Annotated in this window: 16 protein-coding genes; 10 read left to right on the top strand and 6 right to left on the bottom strand. The window is 69.8% G+C overall.

Going from position 1 to position 19,177, the window contains the following annotated elements:
• Positions 1 to 169: 169 nt before the first annotated feature.
• The 3 genes from JCR33_RS12920 (at position 170) to JCR33_RS12910 (ending at position 3,998) form a co-directional block, all read left to right on the top strand.
• Positions 170 to 655: an Hsp20/alpha crystallin family protein gene (locus JCR33_RS12920; RefSeq protein ID WP_198882505.1), complete on the top strand. Its 486-nt coding sequence runs from the start codon at positions 170 to 172 to the stop codon at positions 653 to 655.
• 199 nt (positions 656 to 854) lie between these two features.
• A complete protein-coding gene (locus tag JCR33_RS12915) occupies positions 855 to 2,822 on the top strand; it encodes a PAS domain-containing sensor histidine kinase (RefSeq protein WP_198882504.1) in 1,968 nt (655 codons plus the stop codon).
• A gap of 99 nt (positions 2,823 to 2,921) precedes the next feature.
• A complete protein-coding gene (locus JCR33_RS12910) occupies positions 2,922 to 3,998 on the top strand; it encodes an NAD(P)-dependent alcohol dehydrogenase (protein WP_198882503.1) in 1,077 nt (358 codons plus the stop codon).
• Positions 3,999 to 4,015: 17 nt separating this feature from the next.
• Here the strand turns inward: JCR33_RS12910 and JCR33_RS12905 are convergent, their stop codons facing one another.
• Positions 4,016 to 4,723: a response regulator gene (locus JCR33_RS12905; protein WP_198882502.1), complete on the bottom strand. Its 708-nt coding sequence runs from the start codon at positions 4,721 to 4,723 to the stop codon at positions 4,016 to 4,018.
• Between the two features lie 165 nt (positions 4,724 to 4,888).
• Here JCR33_RS12905 and JCR33_RS12900 point away from each other — a divergent pair, with 165 nt between their 5' ends.
• Together JCR33_RS12900 and ppsA are read left to right on the top strand one after the other, a co-directional pair.
• Positions 4,889 to 5,644: a Crp/Fnr family transcriptional regulator gene (locus JCR33_RS12900; protein WP_198882501.1), complete on the top strand. Its 756-nt coding sequence runs from the start codon at positions 4,889 to 4,891 to the stop codon at positions 5,642 to 5,644.
• Between the two features lie 188 nt (positions 5,645 to 5,832).
• Positions 5,833 to 8,238 carry a phosphoenolpyruvate synthase gene (ppsA, locus tag JCR33_RS12895; protein ID WP_198882500.1) on the top strand — a complete coding sequence of 802 codons (2,406 nt, stop codon included), beginning with the start codon at positions 5,833 to 5,835 and terminating at the stop codon, positions 8,236 to 8,238.
• A 58-nt stretch (positions 8,239 to 8,296) separates the two neighbouring features.
• Here ppsA and JCR33_RS12890 read toward each other — a convergent pair whose 3' ends face one another.
• Positions 8,297 to 9,133 carry a universal stress protein gene (locus JCR33_RS12890; RefSeq protein ID WP_198882499.1) on the bottom strand — a complete coding sequence of 279 codons (837 nt, stop codon included), beginning with the start codon at positions 9,131 to 9,133 and terminating at the stop codon, positions 8,297 to 8,299.
• Between the two features lie 332 nt (positions 9,134 to 9,465).
• On the opposite strand from JCR33_RS12890, the gene JCR33_RS12885 reads away from it, so the two are divergent.
• The 3 genes from JCR33_RS12885 (at position 9,466) to JCR33_RS12875 (ending at position 10,896) form a co-directional block, all read left to right on the top strand.
• Entirely contained in the window at positions 9,466 to 9,921 is a 456-nt protein-coding gene (locus tag JCR33_RS12885; RefSeq protein WP_198882498.1) for a thioredoxin domain-containing protein, read from the top strand.
• A 170-nt stretch (positions 9,922 to 10,091) separates the two neighbouring features.
• Positions 10,092 to 10,376 carry a DUF5132 domain-containing protein gene (locus tag JCR33_RS12880; RefSeq protein ID WP_198882497.1) on the top strand — a complete coding sequence of 95 codons (285 nt, stop codon included), beginning with the start codon at positions 10,092 to 10,094 and terminating at the stop codon, positions 10,374 to 10,376.
• Positions 10,357 to 10,896 (top strand): hypothetical protein, encoded by a 540-nt coding sequence (locus JCR33_RS12875; RefSeq protein WP_198882496.1) that lies wholly within the window; start codon positions 10,357 to 10,359, stop codon positions 10,894 to 10,896. Before JCR33_RS12880 ends, JCR33_RS12875 begins: the two co-directional genes overlap by 20 nt.
• Here the strand turns inward: JCR33_RS12875 and JCR33_RS12870 are convergent.
• Positions 10,790 to 13,732, bottom strand: a complete 2,943-nt coding sequence (locus tag JCR33_RS12870) for a cation-translocating P-type ATPase (protein ID WP_198882495.1) — start codon at positions 13,730 to 13,732, stop codon at positions 10,790 to 10,792. The two genes, JCR33_RS12875 and JCR33_RS12870, sit on opposite strands and share 107 nt — an antisense overlap.
• A 221-nt stretch (positions 13,733 to 13,953) precedes the next feature.
• Here JCR33_RS12870 and JCR33_RS12865 point away from each other — a divergent pair, with 221 nt between their 5' ends.
• Positions 13,954 to 14,409 (top strand): baeRF12 domain-containing protein, encoded by a 456-nt coding sequence (locus JCR33_RS12865; protein WP_198882494.1) that lies wholly within the window; start codon positions 13,954 to 13,956, stop codon positions 14,407 to 14,409.
• 143 nt (positions 14,410 to 14,552) lie between these two features.
• Positions 14,553 to 16,412, top strand: a complete 1,860-nt coding sequence (gene ftsH, locus JCR33_RS12860) for an ATP-dependent zinc metalloprotease FtsH (RefSeq protein ID WP_198882678.1) — start codon at positions 14,553 to 14,555, stop codon at positions 16,410 to 16,412.
• Between the two features lie 15 nt (positions 16,413 to 16,427).
• Here ftsH and JCR33_RS12855 read toward each other — a convergent pair whose 3' ends face one another.
• From JCR33_RS12855 to JCR33_RS25005, 3 genes are read right to left on the bottom strand one after another with little or no spacing between them, the layout of a single operon-like run.
• Complete coding sequence (locus tag JCR33_RS12855; protein WP_198882493.1) at positions 16,428 to 17,096, bottom strand: dienelactone hydrolase family protein; 669 nt, start codon at positions 17,094 to 17,096, stop codon at positions 16,428 to 16,430.
• Between the two features lie 38 nt (positions 17,097 to 17,134).
• Positions 17,135 to 18,475: an erythromycin esterase family protein gene (locus JCR33_RS12850; protein WP_198882492.1), complete on the bottom strand. Its 1,341-nt coding sequence runs from the start codon at positions 18,473 to 18,475 to the stop codon at positions 17,135 to 17,137.
• Between the two features lie 34 nt (positions 18,476 to 18,509).
• Entirely contained in the window at positions 18,510 to 19,154 is a 645-nt protein-coding gene (locus JCR33_RS25005; RefSeq protein WP_198882491.1) for a phosphoribosyltransferase, read from the bottom strand.
• Positions 19,155 to 19,177: the final 23 nt, after the last annotated feature.

The raw sequence follows: 19,177 nt of genomic DNA, 5'->3' as shown, positions 1-19,177 counted from the left end.
CGCCCCAACTGCCGCCCCGACCGCCGAGACGCGACGATCGCCGGGGCGGCGTTCGGTCGCGATCGGCGGCGCGCGGTTTGACGATGCGCAAATGGTGCACGCACCATTCGCGTAATGCTCTTCGTCGGCTGCACCAAAGGGGTGCGCCCGTCGCGAAGGGCATGAGACCATGAACTTGCCATTCCTCAGAAAACACGCCGAAGCGTCTCCCACCGACGCCAATCCATTCGTGTCCCTGCAGCGCGAGGTCGAGCGGGTCTTCTCCGACTTCCATCGGGGCTCGCCCGGCGTCTCGTTCGACTGGCCGAAAGTCGCGGTCCCGCTCATGGACATCGTGGAGAAGGACGGTCGGATCGAGATGACCGCCGAGCTCCCGGGCCTCGAGGACAAGGACGTCGAGATCGAGGTCAACGAGAACGTCCTCACCATCAAGGGCGAGAAGAAGACCGAGCGGGAGGAGAAGCAGGACGATAACTGCTTCCTCTCCGAGCGCGCCTATGGGACCTTCACACGGATGATCGAACTCCCCGAGGGGGTCGATTCGGACGCCGTGAAGGCGACGATGGCGAAGGGGATCCTCACCATCACCGTCCCGAAGCCGGCGGAGACGCCGAAGCCGGAGGCGAAGAAGATCTCCATCGAAGGCTCTGCCTGATCCATTCGGCACGGGGACGACGCTCCCCGCCTCGCCGGCGGTCCGCCCGTCCCACGCCGGGCCGGCAAAGCGCGACCCATCGCCGATCGTACGGTGAGGGTTCCCTGATCCCGGGTCCTGCCATGCGGCCAACGCTCGGCCGCGAACCTTGGCGTGGATCGTCCCTATCCGCCACCGGTTTGGCAGATCGTGGCAGCTCATGAAGAACATCAAGGCCAATGCGCAGAGCGATCATCACAGCGCACGTACGCACCTCTTCGATCGGTCGCAGCGACTCGTCGACTATGCCGACCCGCTGCCGCGATCGGTGCTGATCATCGCGCTCGGGCTGATCGCCAATGCGCTGGTACTCGCCGTCGATCTCTCAATGCCCGCACAGTATGCGACCGCCGTCCTCTACGTCGTCCCGGTGCTGATGGCGTTCTGGCTACCATCTCCGCGAGCGACGATCATCCTGGCGATCGCCAGCAGCGCCTGCTCGGCGATCGGCTACGCCATGTCGCCCATCGCCACCCCGGCGGGGCCGATCGAAACGCTCGTCTATCGCGGCGCCGCCCTCGCCGTCCTCTGGGGCACCGCGGCGCTCGCGATCCGGCACCAGATCGCCCGCTCTCTCGCCGACCGATCCGCGATCGCCGGCCGCCACCAAGCCGCCCTCCTCAAGGCGATCCTCGACACCGCCCCCGACGGCCTCATCGTCATCAACCAAGAGGGTATCATCCAGTCCTTCAGCCGCTCGGCCGAAGAGCTCTTCGGCTATAGCGCCGCCGAGGTGATCGGCCGCAACGTCTCCCTGCTGATGCCGACCGGCGACAGCGAGGCGCACGGCGGACATCTGGAACGCTATCTGCGCACGGGCGAGCGCCGCATCATCGGCATCGGCCTCATCGTCGAAGGCGAGACCAAGAGCGGCCGCAGGATCCCGATCGAGCTCTCCGTCGGCGAGGTGAAGCTCGCGACCCACCACGTCTTCATCGGCTTCATCCGGGACCTCTCGGCGCGACAGCGGATCGAGGAGGAACTGCGGCAGTCACAGAAGATGGAGGCCATCGGCCAGCTCACCGGGGGCATCGCGCACGACTTCAACAACCTCCTCCTGGTGATCTCGGGCAACCTCGAGCTCATCGAGGCGCGGCCGGACCGCCCCGACCCGGTGGCGTTGAAGGAAGCGCGCGAGGCGGCCCAGCTCGGAGGTCAGCTCGTGTCCCAACTGCTCGCCTTCGGCCGCAAGCAGCCGCTCGACCCCAAGGAGGTCGACGTCGCCGATCTCGTCGGCACCGTCGCATCGATGCTGCGGCGTACGCTCGGCGGTCGGATCGAGATCATCGTCGACATCCACGATGAGCCGGGCAAGGCGGTGGTCGACGCCGCCCAGCTTCAGACCGCGCTCCTCAACCTCGCGATCAACGCGCGCGACGCGATGGGCGGGAACGGCCGGCTCGTCTTCTCGGTCTTCGAGACGGCGCTCGATGCGAGCTACGCGAAGAACTATCCGGAAGTGCACCTCGGCCAATACACCGCGATCCAGGTCGCCGACAACGGTTCCGGAATGAGCGAAGAGGTGCTCGAGCACGCCTTCGAGCCGTTCTTTTCCACCAAGAGCCAGGGCTCGGGGACCGGGCTCGGCCTCTCGATGGTCTACGGCTTCGCCAAGCAGTCCGACGGTCACCTCGAGATCGAGAGCATCCTCGGGCGCGGCACCACGGTGACGCTCTACCTGCCATGCGCCGAGGACGTTCGCCGGCGCGCCACGTCGGAGCGGTTCGACATCGCCGCCTATGCGGGCAAGGGCGAGACGATCCTCGTCGTGGAGGACGATTCGCGCGTGCGACGCATCGCAATGGCGCGCCTCACCGAGCTCGGCTATCGCGCCTTCGACGCGAGCAGCGGGCCGGAAGCCTTGCAACGCCTGAAGAGTCTGCCGCACGTCGACCTCCTCTTCACCGACATCGTCATGCGTGACGGCATGTCTGGCTTCGAACTCGCCCGCCTCGCCCGGCATGACATGCCGACGCTGCGGGTCCTGTTCACGAGCGGATATGCCGATCCGGACATCATCTCGCAGGACGGGACATCGCGCCCCCCGGCCAACCGGATGCTGCGCAAGCCCTATTCCAAGGAGGAGCTCGCCCGCACCGTGCGCGCCGTGCTCGATGCGCCCGCCTAAGTCGGCCGGGGATTGATCTCCCTCAATGGCGGCGTCCCGCGAGGTTGTATTCTGTATTCTGGCAATCACGACACTCTCGCGCCGCAAGGGACGCCGTTCATGCCGCAGATGATGAAAGCCGCAATCTTCGTGGAGCCCGGCCGCATCGTGCTCGACGAGAAGAAGGTGCCGGACCCCGGCCCGCTGGACGCCCTCGTCCGCATCACCACCACGACCATCTGCGGCACCGACGTCCACATCCTCAAGGGCGAATATCCGGTCGCCAAGGGTCTCACCATCGGCCACGAGCCCGTCGGCATCATCGAGAAGCTGGGATCGGCGGTGGAAGGCTTCGAGGAGGGCCAGCGCGTCATCGCCGGTGCGATCACCCCGTCGGGCATCAGCAATGCCTGCCTCTGCGGCTGCCACTCGCAGGACGGCGCCGGCACCAAGCACGGCTTCAAGCCGCTCGGCGGCTGGCGCTTCGGCAACACGATCGACGGCGCGCAGGCCGAATATGTCCTCGTCCCCGATGCGATGGCGAACCTCGCCCCGATTCCCGACGGGCTGGAGGACGAGCAGGTGCTGATGTGCCCGGACATCATGTCCACCGGCTTCTCCGGCGCGGAGTCGGGCGCGGTGAAGATCGGCGACACCGTCGCCGTGTTCGCCCAGGGTCCCATCGGCCTCTGCGCCACCGCCGGAGCGCGGCTGATGGGCGCCACCACCATCATCGGCGTCGACACCGTGCCCGCCCGCATGGAGATCGCCCGCGCGATGGGTGCCGACCACGTCGTCGACTTCAAGGCGGTCGATCCGGTCGAGGAGATCATGCGCCTCACCGACGGGCGCGGCGTCGACGTCGCCATCGAGGCGCTCGGCACGCAGCCGACCTTCGAGGCGGCGCTCCGCGTGCTGCGGCCGGGCGGCACGCTGTCTTCGCTCGGCGTCTATTCCGGCGACCTCACGCTGCCCCTCGCCCCGTTCTGTGCCGGGCTCGGCGACCACACGATCCGCACCACCCTCTGCCCCGGCGGCAAGGAGCGGATGCGCCGCCTGATGGAGGTGATCGCCTCCGGCCGGATCGACACGCGCCCGCTCGTCACCCACCGCTACGCGCTCGACGACATCGAAAGCGCCTACGACCTCTTCTCCCACCAGCGGGACGGAGTCCTGAAGATCGCCATCCAACCCTGATGGGAAGGCGGCGCTCCCTAGGTCGCCATAGTGATCAGTCGCACCGGAAAGGCGATCCGGTAGCCGACCTCGCGCACCGTGCTGATGGTGCCGGGCGGCAGCTTCTTGCGGAGCCTCGCGATGGTGCTGTCGATCGCCCTGTCGAAGGCGTCGGCATCGTCGCCGCGCGCGTCGATCAGCGCCTCGCGCGACAGCGCGCGGCCGTTGGCGCGGATCAAGGCGGCGAGGATGTCGAACTCGCCGCGCGTCAGCGCGATCGGCTCGCCCTCGGCATCGAGAAGCAGCCGGGCGGAGGGGACGAGCTTGAGGCCGGCAACCACATAGCCCATCTCCTCCTCGCCGCCGAGGCTGTCGGACGCGGACGACGACGCGCGTAGCGAGACGCGGCGAAGCACCGTCCGCACCCGCGCCAGAAGCTCGCGCACATGGAAGGGCTTGGCGACATAGTCGTCGGCGCCGACCTCCAGGCCGACGATGCGGTCGATCACGTCGCCCTTCCCCGTCACCATGATGATCGGCGTGTCGGTCCGTCGTCGCAGCCGCCGCGTGATCTCCAGCCCGTCGGTGCCGGGCAGATTGAGGTCCAGCGTGATGAGGTCGTAGTCGCACGCGATCAACCGGGCTTCGAGCTCGGACTCGTCGGCCGCCTCGTCCACCTCGAAGCCCTCCGGCTCCAGTGACCGGCGGATCAGTGAGCGAACCCTCGCGTCATCATCGACAACCATGATCCGGATCGGTGTCATCTGAGCAATCTTGCTCCCTACCGAGCATATTTAACCAATAACATATGTACGCAACAAAGTTGCCACGCATCAGACAAATCGTTGCGACGTGGGCCTGCTTCAAATGCATGATAGCGCCAAAAACCTTACCCCTCGCAGGAGGCCAACATGTTCGCAACGTCCGTCGCAAGCCCTGCACTGCCCGAAGCGTTGTGGCCAGTGCCTGCGTCGACGCTGCGGTGGGACAGCCAGGAACACCTCTTCCACGAGGGCGATCCCGTATCGGCTATATTCACTATAGAAAGTGGCGCGGTCGTGATCTACAGGACCGCGCGCGACGGCTGTCGACAGATCCACGGCATCCGCTTCCAGGGCGAACTCGTCGGCATCGGCTACAACGTGACCTACGGCGTGAGCGCGGTCGCGGTGCGCCCGACTTCGGCGCGGGCCGTGTCGCGGGCGACGCTCGACCGGCTGCTCGACAATGATCCCACCCTCGCCCGACAGATGATGCGGGCGCTGACATCGGAGCTGAGGCGCACGAGCAATCTCTTGATGGTGATCGGCAGTCGCACGGCGATCGGCCGCGTTGCCGCGTGCCTCATCGACTTTTCGAATCGCGCCGCCGACAGCGACGACACGTTCGTACTTCCGCTGAGCCGCGGCGAGATGGGCGACCTTCTCGGCCTGACGATCGAGACGGTCAGCCGCGCAATGACCCGCCTCAAGGTCCTCGGCATCATCGCCCTGCGGCGGACCGACACCGTCACGATCCGCAAACGGGCGACCCTTCTCGCGCTCGCCGAGGAGGACGGCGACGGCGCGGCCCGTGGCCGCCTGTGCGCCTGCAGCGAAGCCCGCTGCACCCGCTATCCCCCGAACGAGATGACCACGACCGAGAACCGGCGCCCGCCCGTCCACTGAGACCGGCCCCACCGCCCCTGACGCCCGAGCTGCGACACCCCGGACGGGCGGCATAGCCGCGCACCCCCGACGTCTGCGGCGCGTCCCGCTGCTAAATCATTGACCGTCGTCAAGCTGTCGCCGAGATCGTCAGCAACGATGGAGCGTGGGCGCGACCTGTCCTGCCGCAAGAAACGAGGGGAGCCGGAATGAGCACCGACACGATCATATGGCTTGAGAAGGCGCGCCGCGGCGACGTCGGCGAGGTCGGCGGCAAGAACGCCTCGCTCGGCGAGATGATCGCCGAGCTCGGCAGCAAGGGAATCGCCGTGCCGCCGGGCTTCGCGACGTCGGCCTCGGCCTACCGCGCCTTCATCGCGGCGAACGGCCTCGAAGCGCCGATCGGCCAGCACCTCGACGATCTCGCACGCGAGCGCACCTCGCTGCCCGAGGCGGCGCGCGAGATCCGCCGGGCGATCACCGACGCCACCTGGCCGGCCGACCTCGCCGAGGCGATCACCGGGGCCTACGCCGACCTCTGCCAGAAGGTCGGCCGGTCCGACGTGTCCGTTGCGGTCCGCTCCAGCGCGACGGCCGAAGACCTCGCCGACGCGAGCTTCGCCGGCCAGCAGGAGACCTTCCTCAACATCGCCGGACCCGAGGCGCTGCTCGACGCGGTCAAGCGCTGCTTCGCCTCCCTCTTCACCGACCGCGCGATCGCCTACCGGGACGCGAAGGGCTTCGACCATCTCGCCGTGGCCCTCTCGGTCGGCGTCCAGCTGATGGTGCGCACCGACATCGGCGGCTCGGGCGTGATGTTCACCATCGACCCCGAATCGGGGTTCGACCGCGTCGTCGTCATCAACGCCGCATGGGGGCTCGGCGAGACCGTCGTGCAGGGGGCGGTCGACCCGGACGAGTTCGTCGTCTTCAAGCCCGCCCTCGCCGATCCGGCGCTGTCGCCGATCATCGAGAAGCGGCGCGGCGCGAAGACGATCAAGATGATCTACGGCACCGGCGCCGAGCGCACGCGCACCGTGCCGACCTCGAAGCGCGAGCAGAAGAGCTTCGTCCTCTCCGACGCCGACATCCTGACGCTGGCGCGCTGGGCGGTGATCATCGAGGAGCACTATGGCTGCCCGATGGACATCGAGTGGGCGAAGGACGGCGGCAACGGCGGGCTCTACATCGTCCAGGCGCGGCCGGAGACGGTGCGCTCGCAGGAGCACACCTCGGCGCTGCGCAGCTACCACATCGGTGAGAAGGGGGCGACGCTCCTCACCGGCCTTGCGATCGGCGACGCCGTGGTCGCGGGCGAGGTGTGCCTGATCGAGGACGTCGCCGACGAGGACAAGTTCGTCGACGGGGCGATCCTCGTCACCCGGACGACGGACCCCGACTGGGTGCCGGTGATGAAGCGGGCGGCAGCGATCATCACCGACCACGGCGGGCGCACCTCCCATGCGGCCATCGTGAGCCGCGAGCTCGGGGTGCCGGCGATCGTCGGCACGGGCGACGCGACCGAGCACCTCCACACCGGCCAGACGGTGACCCTCTCGTGCGCCGAAGGCGACATCGGGTCAGTCTACGACGGCACGGCGACGTTCTCGGCCGAGACGGTCACCCTGTCCGACCTTCCCGAGACGGAGACGAAGGTGATGGTGAACCTCGCCAACCCCGGCGCCGCCTTCCGCTGGTGGCGTCTGCCGGCCGACGGGGTCGGCCTCGCGCGCATGGAGTTCGTGATCGCGAACCAGATCCGGGTGCATCCGATGGCGCTCGTCCGCTTCGACGCGATCCACGACGCCGCCGCCCGCGCCGAGATCGAGGCGCTGACGGAAGGCTACGAGGATCGCGGCGACTACTTCGTCGAGCGTCTGGCGCGCGGGCTCGGCCGGATCGCGGCCGTGGTGCATCCCAAGCGCTGCCTCATCCGCTTCAGCGACTTCAAGACCAACGAATATGCCGGCCTCGTCGGCGGCGCGGAGTTCGAGCCGAAGGAGGAGAACCCGATGCTCGGCTTCCGCGGCGCCTCACGCTACGCCGCCGACGCCTATCGCGAGGCGTTCGCGCTCGAATGCCGCGCCATCGCCATGCTGCGGCGCGAGCTCGGCTTCACCAACGTCGCGGTGATGATCCCGTTCTGCCGCTCGATCGCCGAGGCCGACAAGGTCCTCGCCGTGATGGCCGAGCACGGCCTGCGCCGCGGCGAGGACGGACTCGAGGTCTTCGTCATGGCGGAGATCCCCTCCAACGTCGTTCTCGCCAAGGCGTTCGCCGAGCGCTTCGACGGCTTCTCGATCGGCTCGAACGACCTCACCCAGCTCACCCTCGGCGTCGACCGCGACTCCGACATCCTCTCCGACCTCTTCGACGAGAACGACGCCGCGGTGAAGTGGATGATCTCCACCGTGATCCGCGAGGCGCACGCGGCCGGCGCCGTCGTCGGCCTGTGCGGCCAGGCGCCGAGCGACCATCCCGAGTTCGCCGCCTTCCTGGTCGGCGAAGGGATCGATTCCATCTCCGTCACCCCCGACAGCTTCATTGCGGTCAAGAAGGCGGTCGCGGCCGCGGAGAGCGAGAAGAAGGCCACGGACCTGCGCGCGACGGCCTGAGCGGCCGCCGCGTCGAGCCCCGCCGAGCGCATGGCGCTCGGCGAACGGTCGCCGCTCTCTAGTGGGCCATCAGGAGGGGTCGGTCGGTCGCGTCCATCAGATCTCGCGTCGGACCGCCGAGGATGATCTCGCCGAGGCGCGAATGGCCGTAGGCGCCGGCGACGATGACGTCGGCACCCATGCCCTTCGCGTGATGGAGGATCGCTTCGGCCACCGAGCGGTTCTCCCGCGGGATGGCGTCCACCGTCACCGGCAGGCCGTGGCGGGCGAGCATCGTCGCAAGGTCGGCGCCGGGCTCCTCGCCATGGCTGTCCGCTCCGACGCGCGGGTCGATCGTGACGACGCGCACGTCCTCCGCTCCCGCGATGATGTCGAGGCCGCCGCCGACGGCGCGCGCCGCCTCCGCGCCCGCATCCCACGCGATCAGAACCCGGGCGCCGATCTTGTCCAGCGACGCCCCGCGCGGCCACAGGATCACCGGCCGGCCGCTCTCGAACAGTGCCGCGTCGACGAGCTGGTGCCAATTTCCGTCACTGTCGGCCCGCGGCAGGATCACGAGGTCCGCATAGCGGGCCTGGCGGGCGACGGCGACGCCGGCCGCCCCCGCCGTTGCGATGATCCCGCGAACCTCGAAGGAGGCGCCGGTGGGAGCGAGGCGCTCGTTCATCCACGCCACGGTGTCCTTGAGCTCCTGGCGGACCGTTTCGAGGTCCATGAAGTAGCCGTCCATCGGGATGTCGGGGAGGCCGGAATAGGCCGGCGTCGGCTCCAGGCCGACCGTCAGCGCCACGAGGTGCGCCTCGCGCGCCACGGCGAGTGCAGCCGCCTCGGAGAGGAGTTCGCCCCCCTCCTCCCCCTGAGCGACCAGCACGAGAATTGTCTTGATTCGAGCCATCGAGGCCTCCCACCCTTTCTTACCGCAAGAGATTGCGGTCTCGCCCCCTCGCCCGATTGACGTTCGTCAACCCGCCTCGGAGGCCCACGGATCATCCTTCATAGGCGATGCGGCGAAGCGTTTCACGATGGGGGTAGAGAGTTCCGCGCTGGTGCGACAATCGTCACGATACGGTGATCATGCCGCACTATGTCCGCTGTTCTGGGGACCCTGGGCGTGTAGACTGGGCCGGCGTCGCCCGTGAGACGACCGTTCGCGTCGGATCCCCCGAGAGGAAGCGGCTCGGCCTCGACCGTCTCGGTATCCGCAAGCTCGAGGATATCGCCTGAGCCATGACCGCTGCCACACGAGCGACCCGACAGATCGTCTGCCCGCATTGCACCAAGACCAACCGCGTGCCCGTCGACCGGCCGATGAGCGCGGCACGTTGCGGGGCGTGCCACCGCCCGCTGTTCGACGGTCATCCCGCCGCGGTCGACGCTGCCGCGTTCGACCGGCATCGCCGCAACAACGACATTCCGATCCTCGTCGACGTCTGGGCGCCGTGGTGCGGCCCCTGCCGGGCGATGGCGCCGATGTTCGAGCGCGCCGTGACGGAGCTCGAGCCGGACGTGCGCCTTCTGAAGCTCAACTCCGACGAGGAGCCCCGCATCGCCGCCGAGCTCGGCGTGAGGGGGATCCCGGCGCTGTTCCTGATCCATCGCGGCCGCGTGGTCGCGCAGAGCGCGGGCGCGCAGGAGGCGAGCCGGATCGTCGCGTGGGTGCGGGCCCAGATGGCGTCGGCCTAGCGGGCGGCGGGACGACCCGCGCGGGGTTGCCGATCCTCGCCGGTCGCGCCATGCGTCGGCCGAGCGGACGGTGCGATGCCGGTCGAAACGAAACGAGGAGTGCGGCTCCGAGCCGACCCAAACGACAGGTGGGAGACTGACAGATGGCGTCAAACCTCGTTCGAGGAGGCATGCTCCTCGGGATCGGCGTCGCGGTGGGCGTCGGCGCGACGTTGTTCGGTCCGTCGATATGGCGGGCGACGCGGCCTGCCGCGAAGTCCGCGCTGCGGGCCGGGATCGACGGCTACGCCGCCGCACGCCTCGCCGCGGCGAAGGTGGGCGAAGAGGTCGAGGATCTCGTCGCCGAAGTGGTGTTCGAGATGAGCGAGGAGAAGGCGGCGGCCGACTCCTCGGAGGAGCCTTCGGCGCATGCGCCGGGCGAGAGCGAGGCGCGTGGTGCGGCAGCCGCGGCCTGATCCGGCGCGCGGCCGGCTGCGTCACGCCGTCGGCGGACGTGCGCGGATCTCGCTGGCCGCCCCCGTGCCCGCGAAGGACGATCTCGACGTGATCGCGGCCGACGCTGCGGCGATCCCGGCGGTGCGCGGCGTCGACGTGCGGGCGCGCACCGGAAGCCTCATCCTCCACCACGACGGGCCGCTCGAGCACGTTCTCGCCGAACTCTCCGAGGCGGGCCTCCTGGAGCTTCTGCCCGACGAGCCGGCGGCACCGGTCGACCCCATCGGCACCGCCAAGGCGCGGCTCGCCGAGGCGGATCGCTTCATCACCCGCGTCACCGCCGGCCGGGCCGATCTGTCGGGCACGACCTTCGCGGGCCTCGTCGCGGCCGGCCTCGTGCAGCTCGCGCGCGGCCGCGCTTTCGGCCCCGCCCTCACGATATTCGGGCAGGCGGCGACGCTTGCGTTGATGAAGACGGCGTCCGCTCCGGCCGAGCCCGGGAGTGACGCGCCTCGGCAACCGCGAACGCCGTCGCCGTAAGCCCGAGCGACAGGGCGAGCTCGCCGCCGGTGAGGCGCCCGATCCCGAGCACCCGTCCGAGACCCGGCACGACGAACGGCACCGCGAGAACGCCGGCGGCCGCGGCGAGCATCGCCTCCAGCCGGCGCTCCGACAGCCGCGCCGCGGCGCCGCCCGTGCGCGACCGATCGCGCAGAACGAGCCCGTGGACGATCTGCCCCAAGGCGAGGGTGAGGAACGTCGCCGTGCGCACGCGCGGCCCGATGCCGGCGCGCGCCAGCATCGTGAAGTGCGCCGCGAGGGCGGAGGTCGCGAGGCCGGCCGCGTCGAGGGCGACCTCGCCGACCTCGCCGGTGTCGAAGAGGCCCGCGGAGGTCGGGCGCGGCGGCCGCAGCATCACGTCGCCGCGCGGCTCGGCGAGCGCCAGGCCGAGCGAGGGCATCACGTCGGTGGCAAGGTTCAGCCACAGGAGCTCCAGCGGCGTCTCCATCTCGCCGCGCCCATGCAGCGATTCCACCAGCATCACCAGAAGCTCGGAGAGGTTGGTGGAGACGAGATAGCGGATCGCCGCGCGCACGTTGTCCTCGGCGGTGCGGCCGCGGGCGATGGCGCGCGCGAGCCCGGTCAGGTTGTCGGTGACGACGATGTCGGCCACCTCGCGGGCGACGTCGGTGCTCGCGGCCCCCATCGCGACGCCCACCGCCGCCGCGCGCAGCGCCGGCCCGTCGTTGACCCCGTCGCCGATCATCGCGACGGATCGGCCGGCGCCCTGCAGCGCCCGCACGATGCGCAGCTTGTCCCCCGGCGTGACGCGGGCGAACACCGAGGTGGCGAGGGCGAGCTCGCCGAGCGCCGCATCGTCGAGGCCGACGATCTCGGACCCCTCCACGACCTTGAGGACGCCGGTGCGCGAGAGGTTCAGAGCCTCGGCGACGGCGAGCGCCGTCGCCGGCTGATCCCCGGTGATCATCACCGTGCGCACGCCCGCATGGTGGAAGACGTCGACCGCCTCGCGCGCTTCGGCGCGGATCGGGTCGGCGAGCGCGACGAGGCCGAGGAATTCGAGATCGTCGAGCGCGCCCTCCCCCATCACGCCGCGTCGGCGGGCAACGCCGAGCACGCGCAGCCCCCGCCGCGCCATTCCGTCGTTGAGGGTGAGGATCTCGTGCCGCCGGACGTCGTCGAGCCGCCCCGAGCCCGAAGCGGTGAACTCGGTGGCCGAGAGCGCCAAAATCTCGTCGGGCGCCCCCTTCACGGCGACCTCCGCCTCCCCCGCCCGGCGATGCTCGGTCGCCATCCAGCGGCGCAGGTGGTTGCGGTTACGCGAGGCCGTCAGCGGGGCGACGTCGCGCATCTTGTGATGATCGACCCCGACGGCGTCGGCGAAGCGCAGGAGCGCCGTCTCGGTGGAGGAGCCCGTTCCGTGGGTGAGGCTCGCCTCGTTGCAGAGCGAGACCGCCTCGGCGAGCGCCATGAGCTCGGCGTCGTCGCTCGCGGCCCAGCGTCCCCCCTCTCCGCTCCAGGACCGCCCCGCCGTCCACGCGGTGACGACGGCCATCCGGTTCTCGGTGAGCGTTCCGGTCTTGTCGAGGCAGATCGTGTCGACGGAGCCGATCGCCTCGACCGCCGGCAGCGCGCGCACGAACGCGCCCTCCCGCTCCATCGACCGCGCGCCGAGGGCGAGGACGGACGTCGCCACCGCCGGCAGGCCTTCGGGAATGGCGGAGACGGCGAGGGCCACCACCGCCTTCAGGAGCCCCGAAGTCGGCTCCCGGCGCAGGAGGCCCACGCCGAGCACCAGCCCGCAGATGGCGACGGAGCCGAGCGTGAGCTGGGTGGTCAGCGCGCCGAGCTTCTGCTCGATATGCGGCTTCGGCGGCTTCGCCGCGCCGATCATCTCGCGGATGCGGGCGATCTCGGTGTTCCGCCCGGTCCCGACGACGACCGCCCGCCCGTCCCCGCCGGTGACGACCGTACCGGCATGCACGATGTTGGTGCGCTCGGCGAGCGGGACATCGCCGGCGGCGAGCGCCCCGGGCGACTTGACGGTGGGCAGGCTCTCCCCGGTGAGGGCGGATTCGTCCACCGAGAGGTCGCGCGCCTCGATGACCCGCGCATCGGCCGGCACGAAGGCACCGGGCGCGAGAAGAACGATGTCGCCCCGCACGATGCCGCGCGCCGAACAGCGACGGGAGACCCCATTGCGCACGACGAGGGCGTCGTGCTCCACCGGGCGCGACATCCGCCGGATCAGTCCTTCCGTCGCATTCTCCGACGAGAAGCCGATGCCGGCGTTGAGCACCACGACGCCGAGCGTGACCACCGCGTCGAGGATGCCGCCGGTGAGGAGGGAGAGGACGGCGGAGCCGGCGAGCAGCGCGACCGGGATCGTCGCGAACTGCTGCGTCAGGATCTCGCCGCGCGAGCGACCGCGCGACGGGGGCAGCGCATTGGCGCCGGTGCGCGCGAGGCGCCGCTCGACCTCCGCCTCGCTGAGGCCGCCGGTGGCGCTGCCGACGGCGGCCAGCGTCGCGCCGACGCCGAGCGCAACGACGCTCTCGCACCCGCCGAACTGCCGGACGCCGTCGGAGCCCGTCGCGCCGGGTGCCCCCTCCTCGCCGAAGAGGTCTTCGAGCAGCGCCTTGATCGCGGCGGGCGCATCGGAACGTCGATGCAGGACGAGGAGCGACCCCGTCCGCGGGTTCGCCGACCCGAGCCTCATCCCGTGCGCCGGCAGGACGTCCGCCGCCCGGTCGAGCGCCGTGTCGTCCGGCCAGCCCGCCACGTTGAAGCGGGTACGGCCCGGGATGTGGTGGCGGACGGACAGGCACGGTCTGCGGAAGTCGTTTCCGTCCATGAAGCGTCCCGTTGTCAAAGGCGCGCGAGGGCGTCGGCGCGAGAGCGTGCACGCCGGTGCCGGTCCTCGCGCAGTCCTTGAAGGAGGTGGGGCCGTCGTCCCTTGCGCTTCGTCAAATCGGCGCTCCGGACCCTGGCGGCGCAGGGCGGAGATGACTTTCGTCAAACGGCGTCATGGCAGCGGGGTCCACCGTCGCGCGTTGGAGGACAAGGAACTCATCCATGACAAAGATAGACGTCCACCTGCGCCACGGCGACATCGTTGTCGTCGCAGACGGAAGCAAGGCGCTGCTCCTCGTCAACGAAGGGGACGTACCATCCCCGAGCCTCAAGACCCAGCAGGTTCTCAACCTCGACAATCCGCCGACGCACGAGAAAGGTACCGAGCGACCCGGCCATTTCGACAAGGGGTCGCGGTCGCGCCGCGGGGCGTTCGAAGCGCGCGACCTCCACGAGGACGCCGAGGACGCGTTCTCGGCGCAGATCGCCGAGATGCTCGATCACCTCGCCCCCGAGATCATCCAAACCCGGGTCGTCGTCGTCGCCCCGCCGCGCATGCTCGGCCGCCTGCGCCACCATCTGTCGGAGACGGTTCGCGGATGCGTCGTCGCGGAACTGGACCGCGACCTGACAAACTGGCCTATAACGGAAATCGAGACGCTCTTTTCGGGGCAGTAGGTCCGACCGGCACCCACCGCCTCGACGCGTCGCAACAACACCCGCGGCGAGCGAGGGGGGCCTAGCGCAATGCCAGACCCCCTCGCTCGCCGCGGGCCAGATAGGCTTGTTCTCCCTCCAATGGCGACGAGGTCGGCACCATGCTGCAGCGCCACAACCAGATTCACTTCTGGTATATCGTCATCGCGATGCTCGGGATCGTGTTCCTGCGCGATCTGTGGACCCAGTACCGGACCGTCGAGCCGATCCCCTACAGCGAGTTCGAGACCGAGCTCGGCGGCGGCGCGATCAAGGACGTCGTCGTCAGCCCGCAGACGATCCGCGGCACCTACGTCTCGCCACGCGACGGCAAGACCTCGTTCGTGACGACCCGGGTCGATCCCGCGATCGCCGAGCAGCTTCGCAAGTCGGGCATCACCTTCTCCGGCCAGGCCGAGAACACGCTGCTGACGACGGTCCTGTCGTGGGTGCTGCCGACGCTGCTCTTCTTCGGGATCTGGATCCTGCTCATCCGCCGGATGGCCGCGAACGGCGGCATGGGCGGACTGATGTCGGTCGGCAAGAGCCGCGCACGGATCTACATGGAGACCGACACGAAGGTCGCTTTCGACGACGTCGCGGGCGTCGACGAGGCGAAGGACGAGCTGAAGGAGATCATCGAGTTCCTCAAGGCGCCGAAGGAGTATGGCCGGCTCGGCGCGCACATCCCGAAAGGCATCCTCCTCGTCGGCCCGCCGGGCACGGGCAAGACGCTGCTCGCCCGAGCCGTCGCCGGCGAAGCGGCGGTGCCGTTCTTCTCGATCTCCGGTTCGGAGTTCGTGGAGATGTTCGTGGGCGTCGGCGCGGCGCGGGTGCGCGACCTCTTCGAGCAGGCGCGGGAGAAGGCGCCCGCCATCATCTTCATCGACGAACTGGACGCGCTCGGCCGCGCCCGCGGCGCCTCCCAGCTCACCGGCAGCCACGACGAGCGCGAGCAGACGCTCAACCAGCTCCTGTCCGAGCTCGACGGGTTCGACCCGAGCGTCGGCGTCGTCCTCCTCGCCGCCACCAACCGGCCGGAAGTCCTCGACCCGGCGCTGCTGCGCGCCGGCCGCTTCGACCGGCAGATTCTCGTCGACCGGCCCGACCGCGCCGGCCGTATCCAGATCCTCAACGTGCATCTGAAGAAGATCGTGCTCGCGGGCGACGTGAAGGTGGACGAGGTCGCCGCCCTCACCACCGGCTTCAGCGGGGCGGACCTTGCGAACCTCGTCAACGAGGCGGCGCTCCTCGCCACCCGCCGGCGCGCCTCGGCGGTCGGCCTGGAGGATTTCACCCGCGCCGTGGAGCGCATCGTGGCGGGGCTCGAGAAGCGCAACCGCATCCTCAATCCGCGCGAGCGCAAGGTCGTCGCCTACCACGAGATGGGGCACGCGCTGGTCGCGATGGCGCTGCCGGGGGTCGACGAGGTGCACAAGGTCTCGATCATCCCGCACGGCATCGGCGCCCTCGGCTACACCATCCAGCGGCCGACCGAGGACCGCTTCCTGATGACCCGCGGCGAGCTCGAGAACAAGATCGCCGTCCTCATGGGCGGACGCGCCGCGGAGGAGCTGATCTTCGGCCAGCTCTCGACCGGGGCGGCCGACGATCTGGTGAAGGCCACCGACATCGCCCGCTCGATGGCCGCGCGCTACGGCATGGTGGAGGACCTCGGCAACGTCAGCTACGACCGCGAGCGTCCCAACTTCCTCGGCGAGGACAACCTGCCGAGCTTCGACCGCGGCTACAGCGAGCGGACGTCGGAGCGGCTCGACGAGGCGGTGCGGTCGATCATCGACGACGTCTACCATCGGACGCTGGAGATCCTGCGCCGCAACAGCGAGCTCCTCCACCGCGCCGCCGACGAGCTTCTCGTCCACGAGACGCTCGATGCCTCCGTACTGGTGGAATACAAGAAGGCCCTGAAGCCCGCTCCGGCGCAGGACGCGAAGACCGGCGCCTTCGCCCCCGCCGCCCAGTAGGCGACGGCGCCCGGCTCACGCGGCGTCGCGGCGCCGGCCGAACGCCTCGGCGAACCAGCCGGCCGCGACGGCGGCGGCGACCTCGAGCGTGCCCGGCTCCTCGAAGAGGTGGGTGGCGCCGGGGACGACGAGCAGGCGGGACGTCCCCGCCAGCCGCTCGAGCGCCTTGCGATTGAGCGCGAGGACGTCGACGTCGTCCCCTCCGACGATCAACAGGGTCGGCGCCGTCACCCTTCCGAGCGCATCGCCTGCAAGGTCCGGCCGCCCGCCGCGCGAGACCACCGCGGCGACCGCGTCGCCCTGGTCAGCCGCCGCAATGAGAGCCGCGGCCGCACCCGTGCTCGCCCCGAAATAGCCGAGCGGGATCGCCCCGTCCCCGTCAACGTTGGCGCGCACCCACGTGCCGATCCCCTCGAGGCGGGAGGCGAGCAGCGGGATGTCGAAGCGCAGCTCGCGCGTCCGGCGGTCGATCTCCTCCTCGTCCGGCGACAGCAGGTCGACGAGGAGCGTGCCCATGCCGTGCTCGCGCAGCACCTGCGCCACCAATTGGTTGCGCGGGCTGTGCCGACTGGAGCCGCTGCCGTGGGCGAAGACCACGATGCCGCTCGCCCGCGCCGGCATCTCCAGCACCCCCTCCAGCACCACGCCGCCGGCCTCGATCGCGACCGCCCTCCTTCTGTCCATGTCCACATCCGCCTCCCTCGGATTGCCGCCCGAACCGGCTAGAGACCCGTCGGATAGGTTTCGTAGACCTCGTTCGGCTGGCGGGACGGAGCCCGCGGCAGCGGGTCGAGCGCGCTGGTCTCGTCGATGTGGACGAGGGCGTCGAACTGGTCGGGAAGCTGAGCGAAGAAATAGTGGCTCTGGCGCTCCGTCTCGGGCAGGTAGAGAACCCCGATCGCCCGCTGGAGGCGCGAGAGGTCGAGATGCCGGTGGAGCGTGTCGTTGTCGCGCAGGACGATCAGAAAGTCCGACAGACCGACCGCGTGGAAGAGCTGCTCGTAGCTTCCCGCGATCGCCGGGCGGACCGACTTCACCTCCCCCGCCCCGTCCCACTCGCTCGCCGCCCGCACGCTCCCGTGGTGGGTCGAAAAGCCGACGAGCACCGCGTTGCGCCCATGCGCCTCGCGGATCAGCGAGCCGATATTGCACTCCCCGCGCTCGCCCATCTCGGTGGCCCGCGCATCGCCCACGTGGGAATTGTGCGCCCACACGACGATCTTCGGCGCCTCGCCCCGTTGCAGGTGGAGGTGGTCGGCGAGGCCGTAGAGCGTGCTCACCATGTGATTGTCGCGCAGGTTCCAGGACGAGACGCGCCCTTCGAACATGGTGCGATAGTACTGCTCCGCGTTCCACACCACGGTGGCGTTCTGCTCGGCGCAGTAGAACTCCTCGCCGGCCGCGAAGCCGTCGCGGGTGATGTACTCGAACCGATTGCGACGCAGCGCGACGAGCTCCGCGAGCACCTCCCGCTCGCAGCTCGGCGACACGCCGAGCATCGTCGCGTAGCCGTACTGCTGCGGGTTGCGCGCATGGTGATGGTCGAAGCAGCCGTAGTGGGCGCGGGCGAGCTTGGCCGCCACCGGGTCGACCTTGTCGAGGTAGGCGACCACCGCCGCGATCGAGGCTTCGAGGCTGTAGAGGTCGAGGCCGTAGAACCCGGCCTTGCGGCTCGGCTCGGCGATCGCGTCGTTGTGCCGACGCAGCCAGTCCGCGAAGTCGCGCACCACCTTGTTGCGCCACATCCAGTTCGGAAAGCGCTCGAAGTCGCGCAGAGCATCGTCGGCATCACCGATCGTCGGCTCGCCCCGCACGTAGCGGTTGACGCGGTAGGCGTCTGGCCAGTCGGCTTCGGCGGCGACGGCGGCAAAGCCGTGCTCGGTGATGAGGCGCTTGGTGAGCTCGGCGCGCATCGCGTAGAACTCGCGCGTCCCGTGGGTCGCCTCGCCGATGAGCACGAATCTCGCGTCGGCGGCGAGGGCGAGGATGCGATCGAAGGCGGCGTCCGACCCGGCGAGCGGGATCGCCTCGCTCCGAATCTCTTCGATCAATCGTTCCGGCATGTGCATTTGGGCGTCCTCCGTGCGATTGGGCTCCTCAGGTTGGCGGAACGCGAGCGTCCTCAAGGAGCCGCTTCACATCGGCATCGGGGGTCTGGCCGAACTCATCGTAGTGGAGACCAACGCCGATGAACGGTTCGGGTACCGCGAGCGTGACCACCTCGTCGGCGATCGCCCGCAGCAGTGTGAGCGCCTCGTGGGAGGCGACGGGGGCGGCGGCGACGACGCGCGCGGCATGCTGGGCGTGCGCCGCCTCGACGGCGGCCCGCATGTCGGCGCCCGTCGCCATGCCGTCGTCCACCAGAATGGCGGTCTTATCGGCGAGGTTCGGCGCGGTGGCACCGGCGCGGTAGAGCTTGTTGCGCCGGGCGAGCTCGGCGCGCTCGCGCACCGCGACCGCCTCGACCGCGCTCGCCGGGATCCTGAGGCTGTCGACGACGTCCTGATTGAGCACCTGGACGCAACCATCGGCGATCGCCCCCATGGCGAACTCTTCGTGGCCCGGAACACCGAGCTTGCGCACCAGCATGATGTCGAGCGGCAGGTGGAGCGCTCGGGCGACTTCGTAGGCGACCGGCACACCGCCCCGCGGCAAGGCGAGGACGACTGTGTCCGTCCCCTCATATGGGGCGAGCGCCGCGGCGAGCCGGCGCCCGGCCTCCCGGCGGTCTGCGAAGAGCATGGGTCCTCCTGAGGGGATGTGCC

Source organism: Acuticoccus mangrovi (genome assembly GCF_016411865.1).
Taxonomy (GTDB): domain Bacteria; phylum Pseudomonadota; class Alphaproteobacteria; order Rhizobiales; family Amorphaceae; genus Acuticoccus; species Acuticoccus mangrovi.
The sequence above is the reverse complement of the archived record's forward strand: the minus strand, read 5'-3'. Positions and strand labels throughout refer to the sequence as shown.

Bases quoted from the DNA above. Each gene is read 5' to 3' on its own strand.
- JCR33_RS12920 (WP_198882505.1), top strand. From the start codon at position 170: ATGAACTTGCCATTCCTCAGAAAACACGCCGAAGCGTCTCCCACCGAC.
- JCR33_RS12915 (WP_198882504.1), top strand. From the start codon at position 855: ATGAAGAACATCAAGGCCAATGCGCAGAGCGATCATCACAGCGCACGT.
- JCR33_RS12910 (WP_198882503.1), top strand. From the start codon at position 2,922: ATGCCGCAGATGATGAAAGCCGCAATCTTCGTGGAGCCCGGCCGCATC.
- JCR33_RS12905 (WP_198882502.1), bottom strand. From the start codon at position 4,723: ATGGTTGTCGATGATGACGCGAGGGTTCGCTCACTGATCCGCCGGTCA.
- JCR33_RS12900 (WP_198882501.1), top strand. From the start codon at position 4,889: ATGTTCGCAACGTCCGTCGCAAGCCCTGCACTGCCCGAAGCGTTGTGG.
- ppsA (WP_198882500.1), top strand. From the start codon at position 5,833: ATGAGCACCGACACGATCATATGGCTTGAGAAGGCGCGCCGCGGCGAC.
- JCR33_RS12890 (WP_198882499.1), bottom strand. From the start codon at position 9,133: ATGGCTCGAATCAAGACAATTCTCGTGCTGGTCGCTCAGGGGGAGGAG.
- JCR33_RS12885 (WP_198882498.1), top strand. From the start codon at position 9,466: ATGACCGCTGCCACACGAGCGACCCGACAGATCGTCTGCCCGCATTGC.
- JCR33_RS12880 (WP_198882497.1), top strand. From the start codon at position 10,092: ATGCTCCTCGGGATCGGCGTCGCGGTGGGCGTCGGCGCGACGTTGTTC.
- JCR33_RS12870 (WP_198882495.1), bottom strand. From the start codon at position 13,732: ATGGACGGAAACGACTTCCGCAGACCGTGCCTGTCCGTCCGCCACCAC.
- JCR33_RS12865 (WP_198882494.1), top strand. From the start codon at position 13,954: ATGACAAAGATAGACGTCCACCTGCGCCACGGCGACATCGTTGTCGTC.
- JCR33_RS12855 (WP_198882493.1), bottom strand. From the start codon at position 17,096: ATGGACAGAAGGAGGGCGGTCGCGATCGAGGCCGGCGGCGTGGTGCTG.
- JCR33_RS12850 (WP_198882492.1), bottom strand. From the start codon at position 18,475: ATGCCGGAACGATTGATCGAAGAGATTCGGAGCGAGGCGATCCCGCTC.
- JCR33_RS25005 (WP_198882491.1), bottom strand. From the start codon at position 19,154: ATGCTCTTCGCAGACCGCCGGGAGGCCGGGCGCCGGCTCGCCGCGGCG.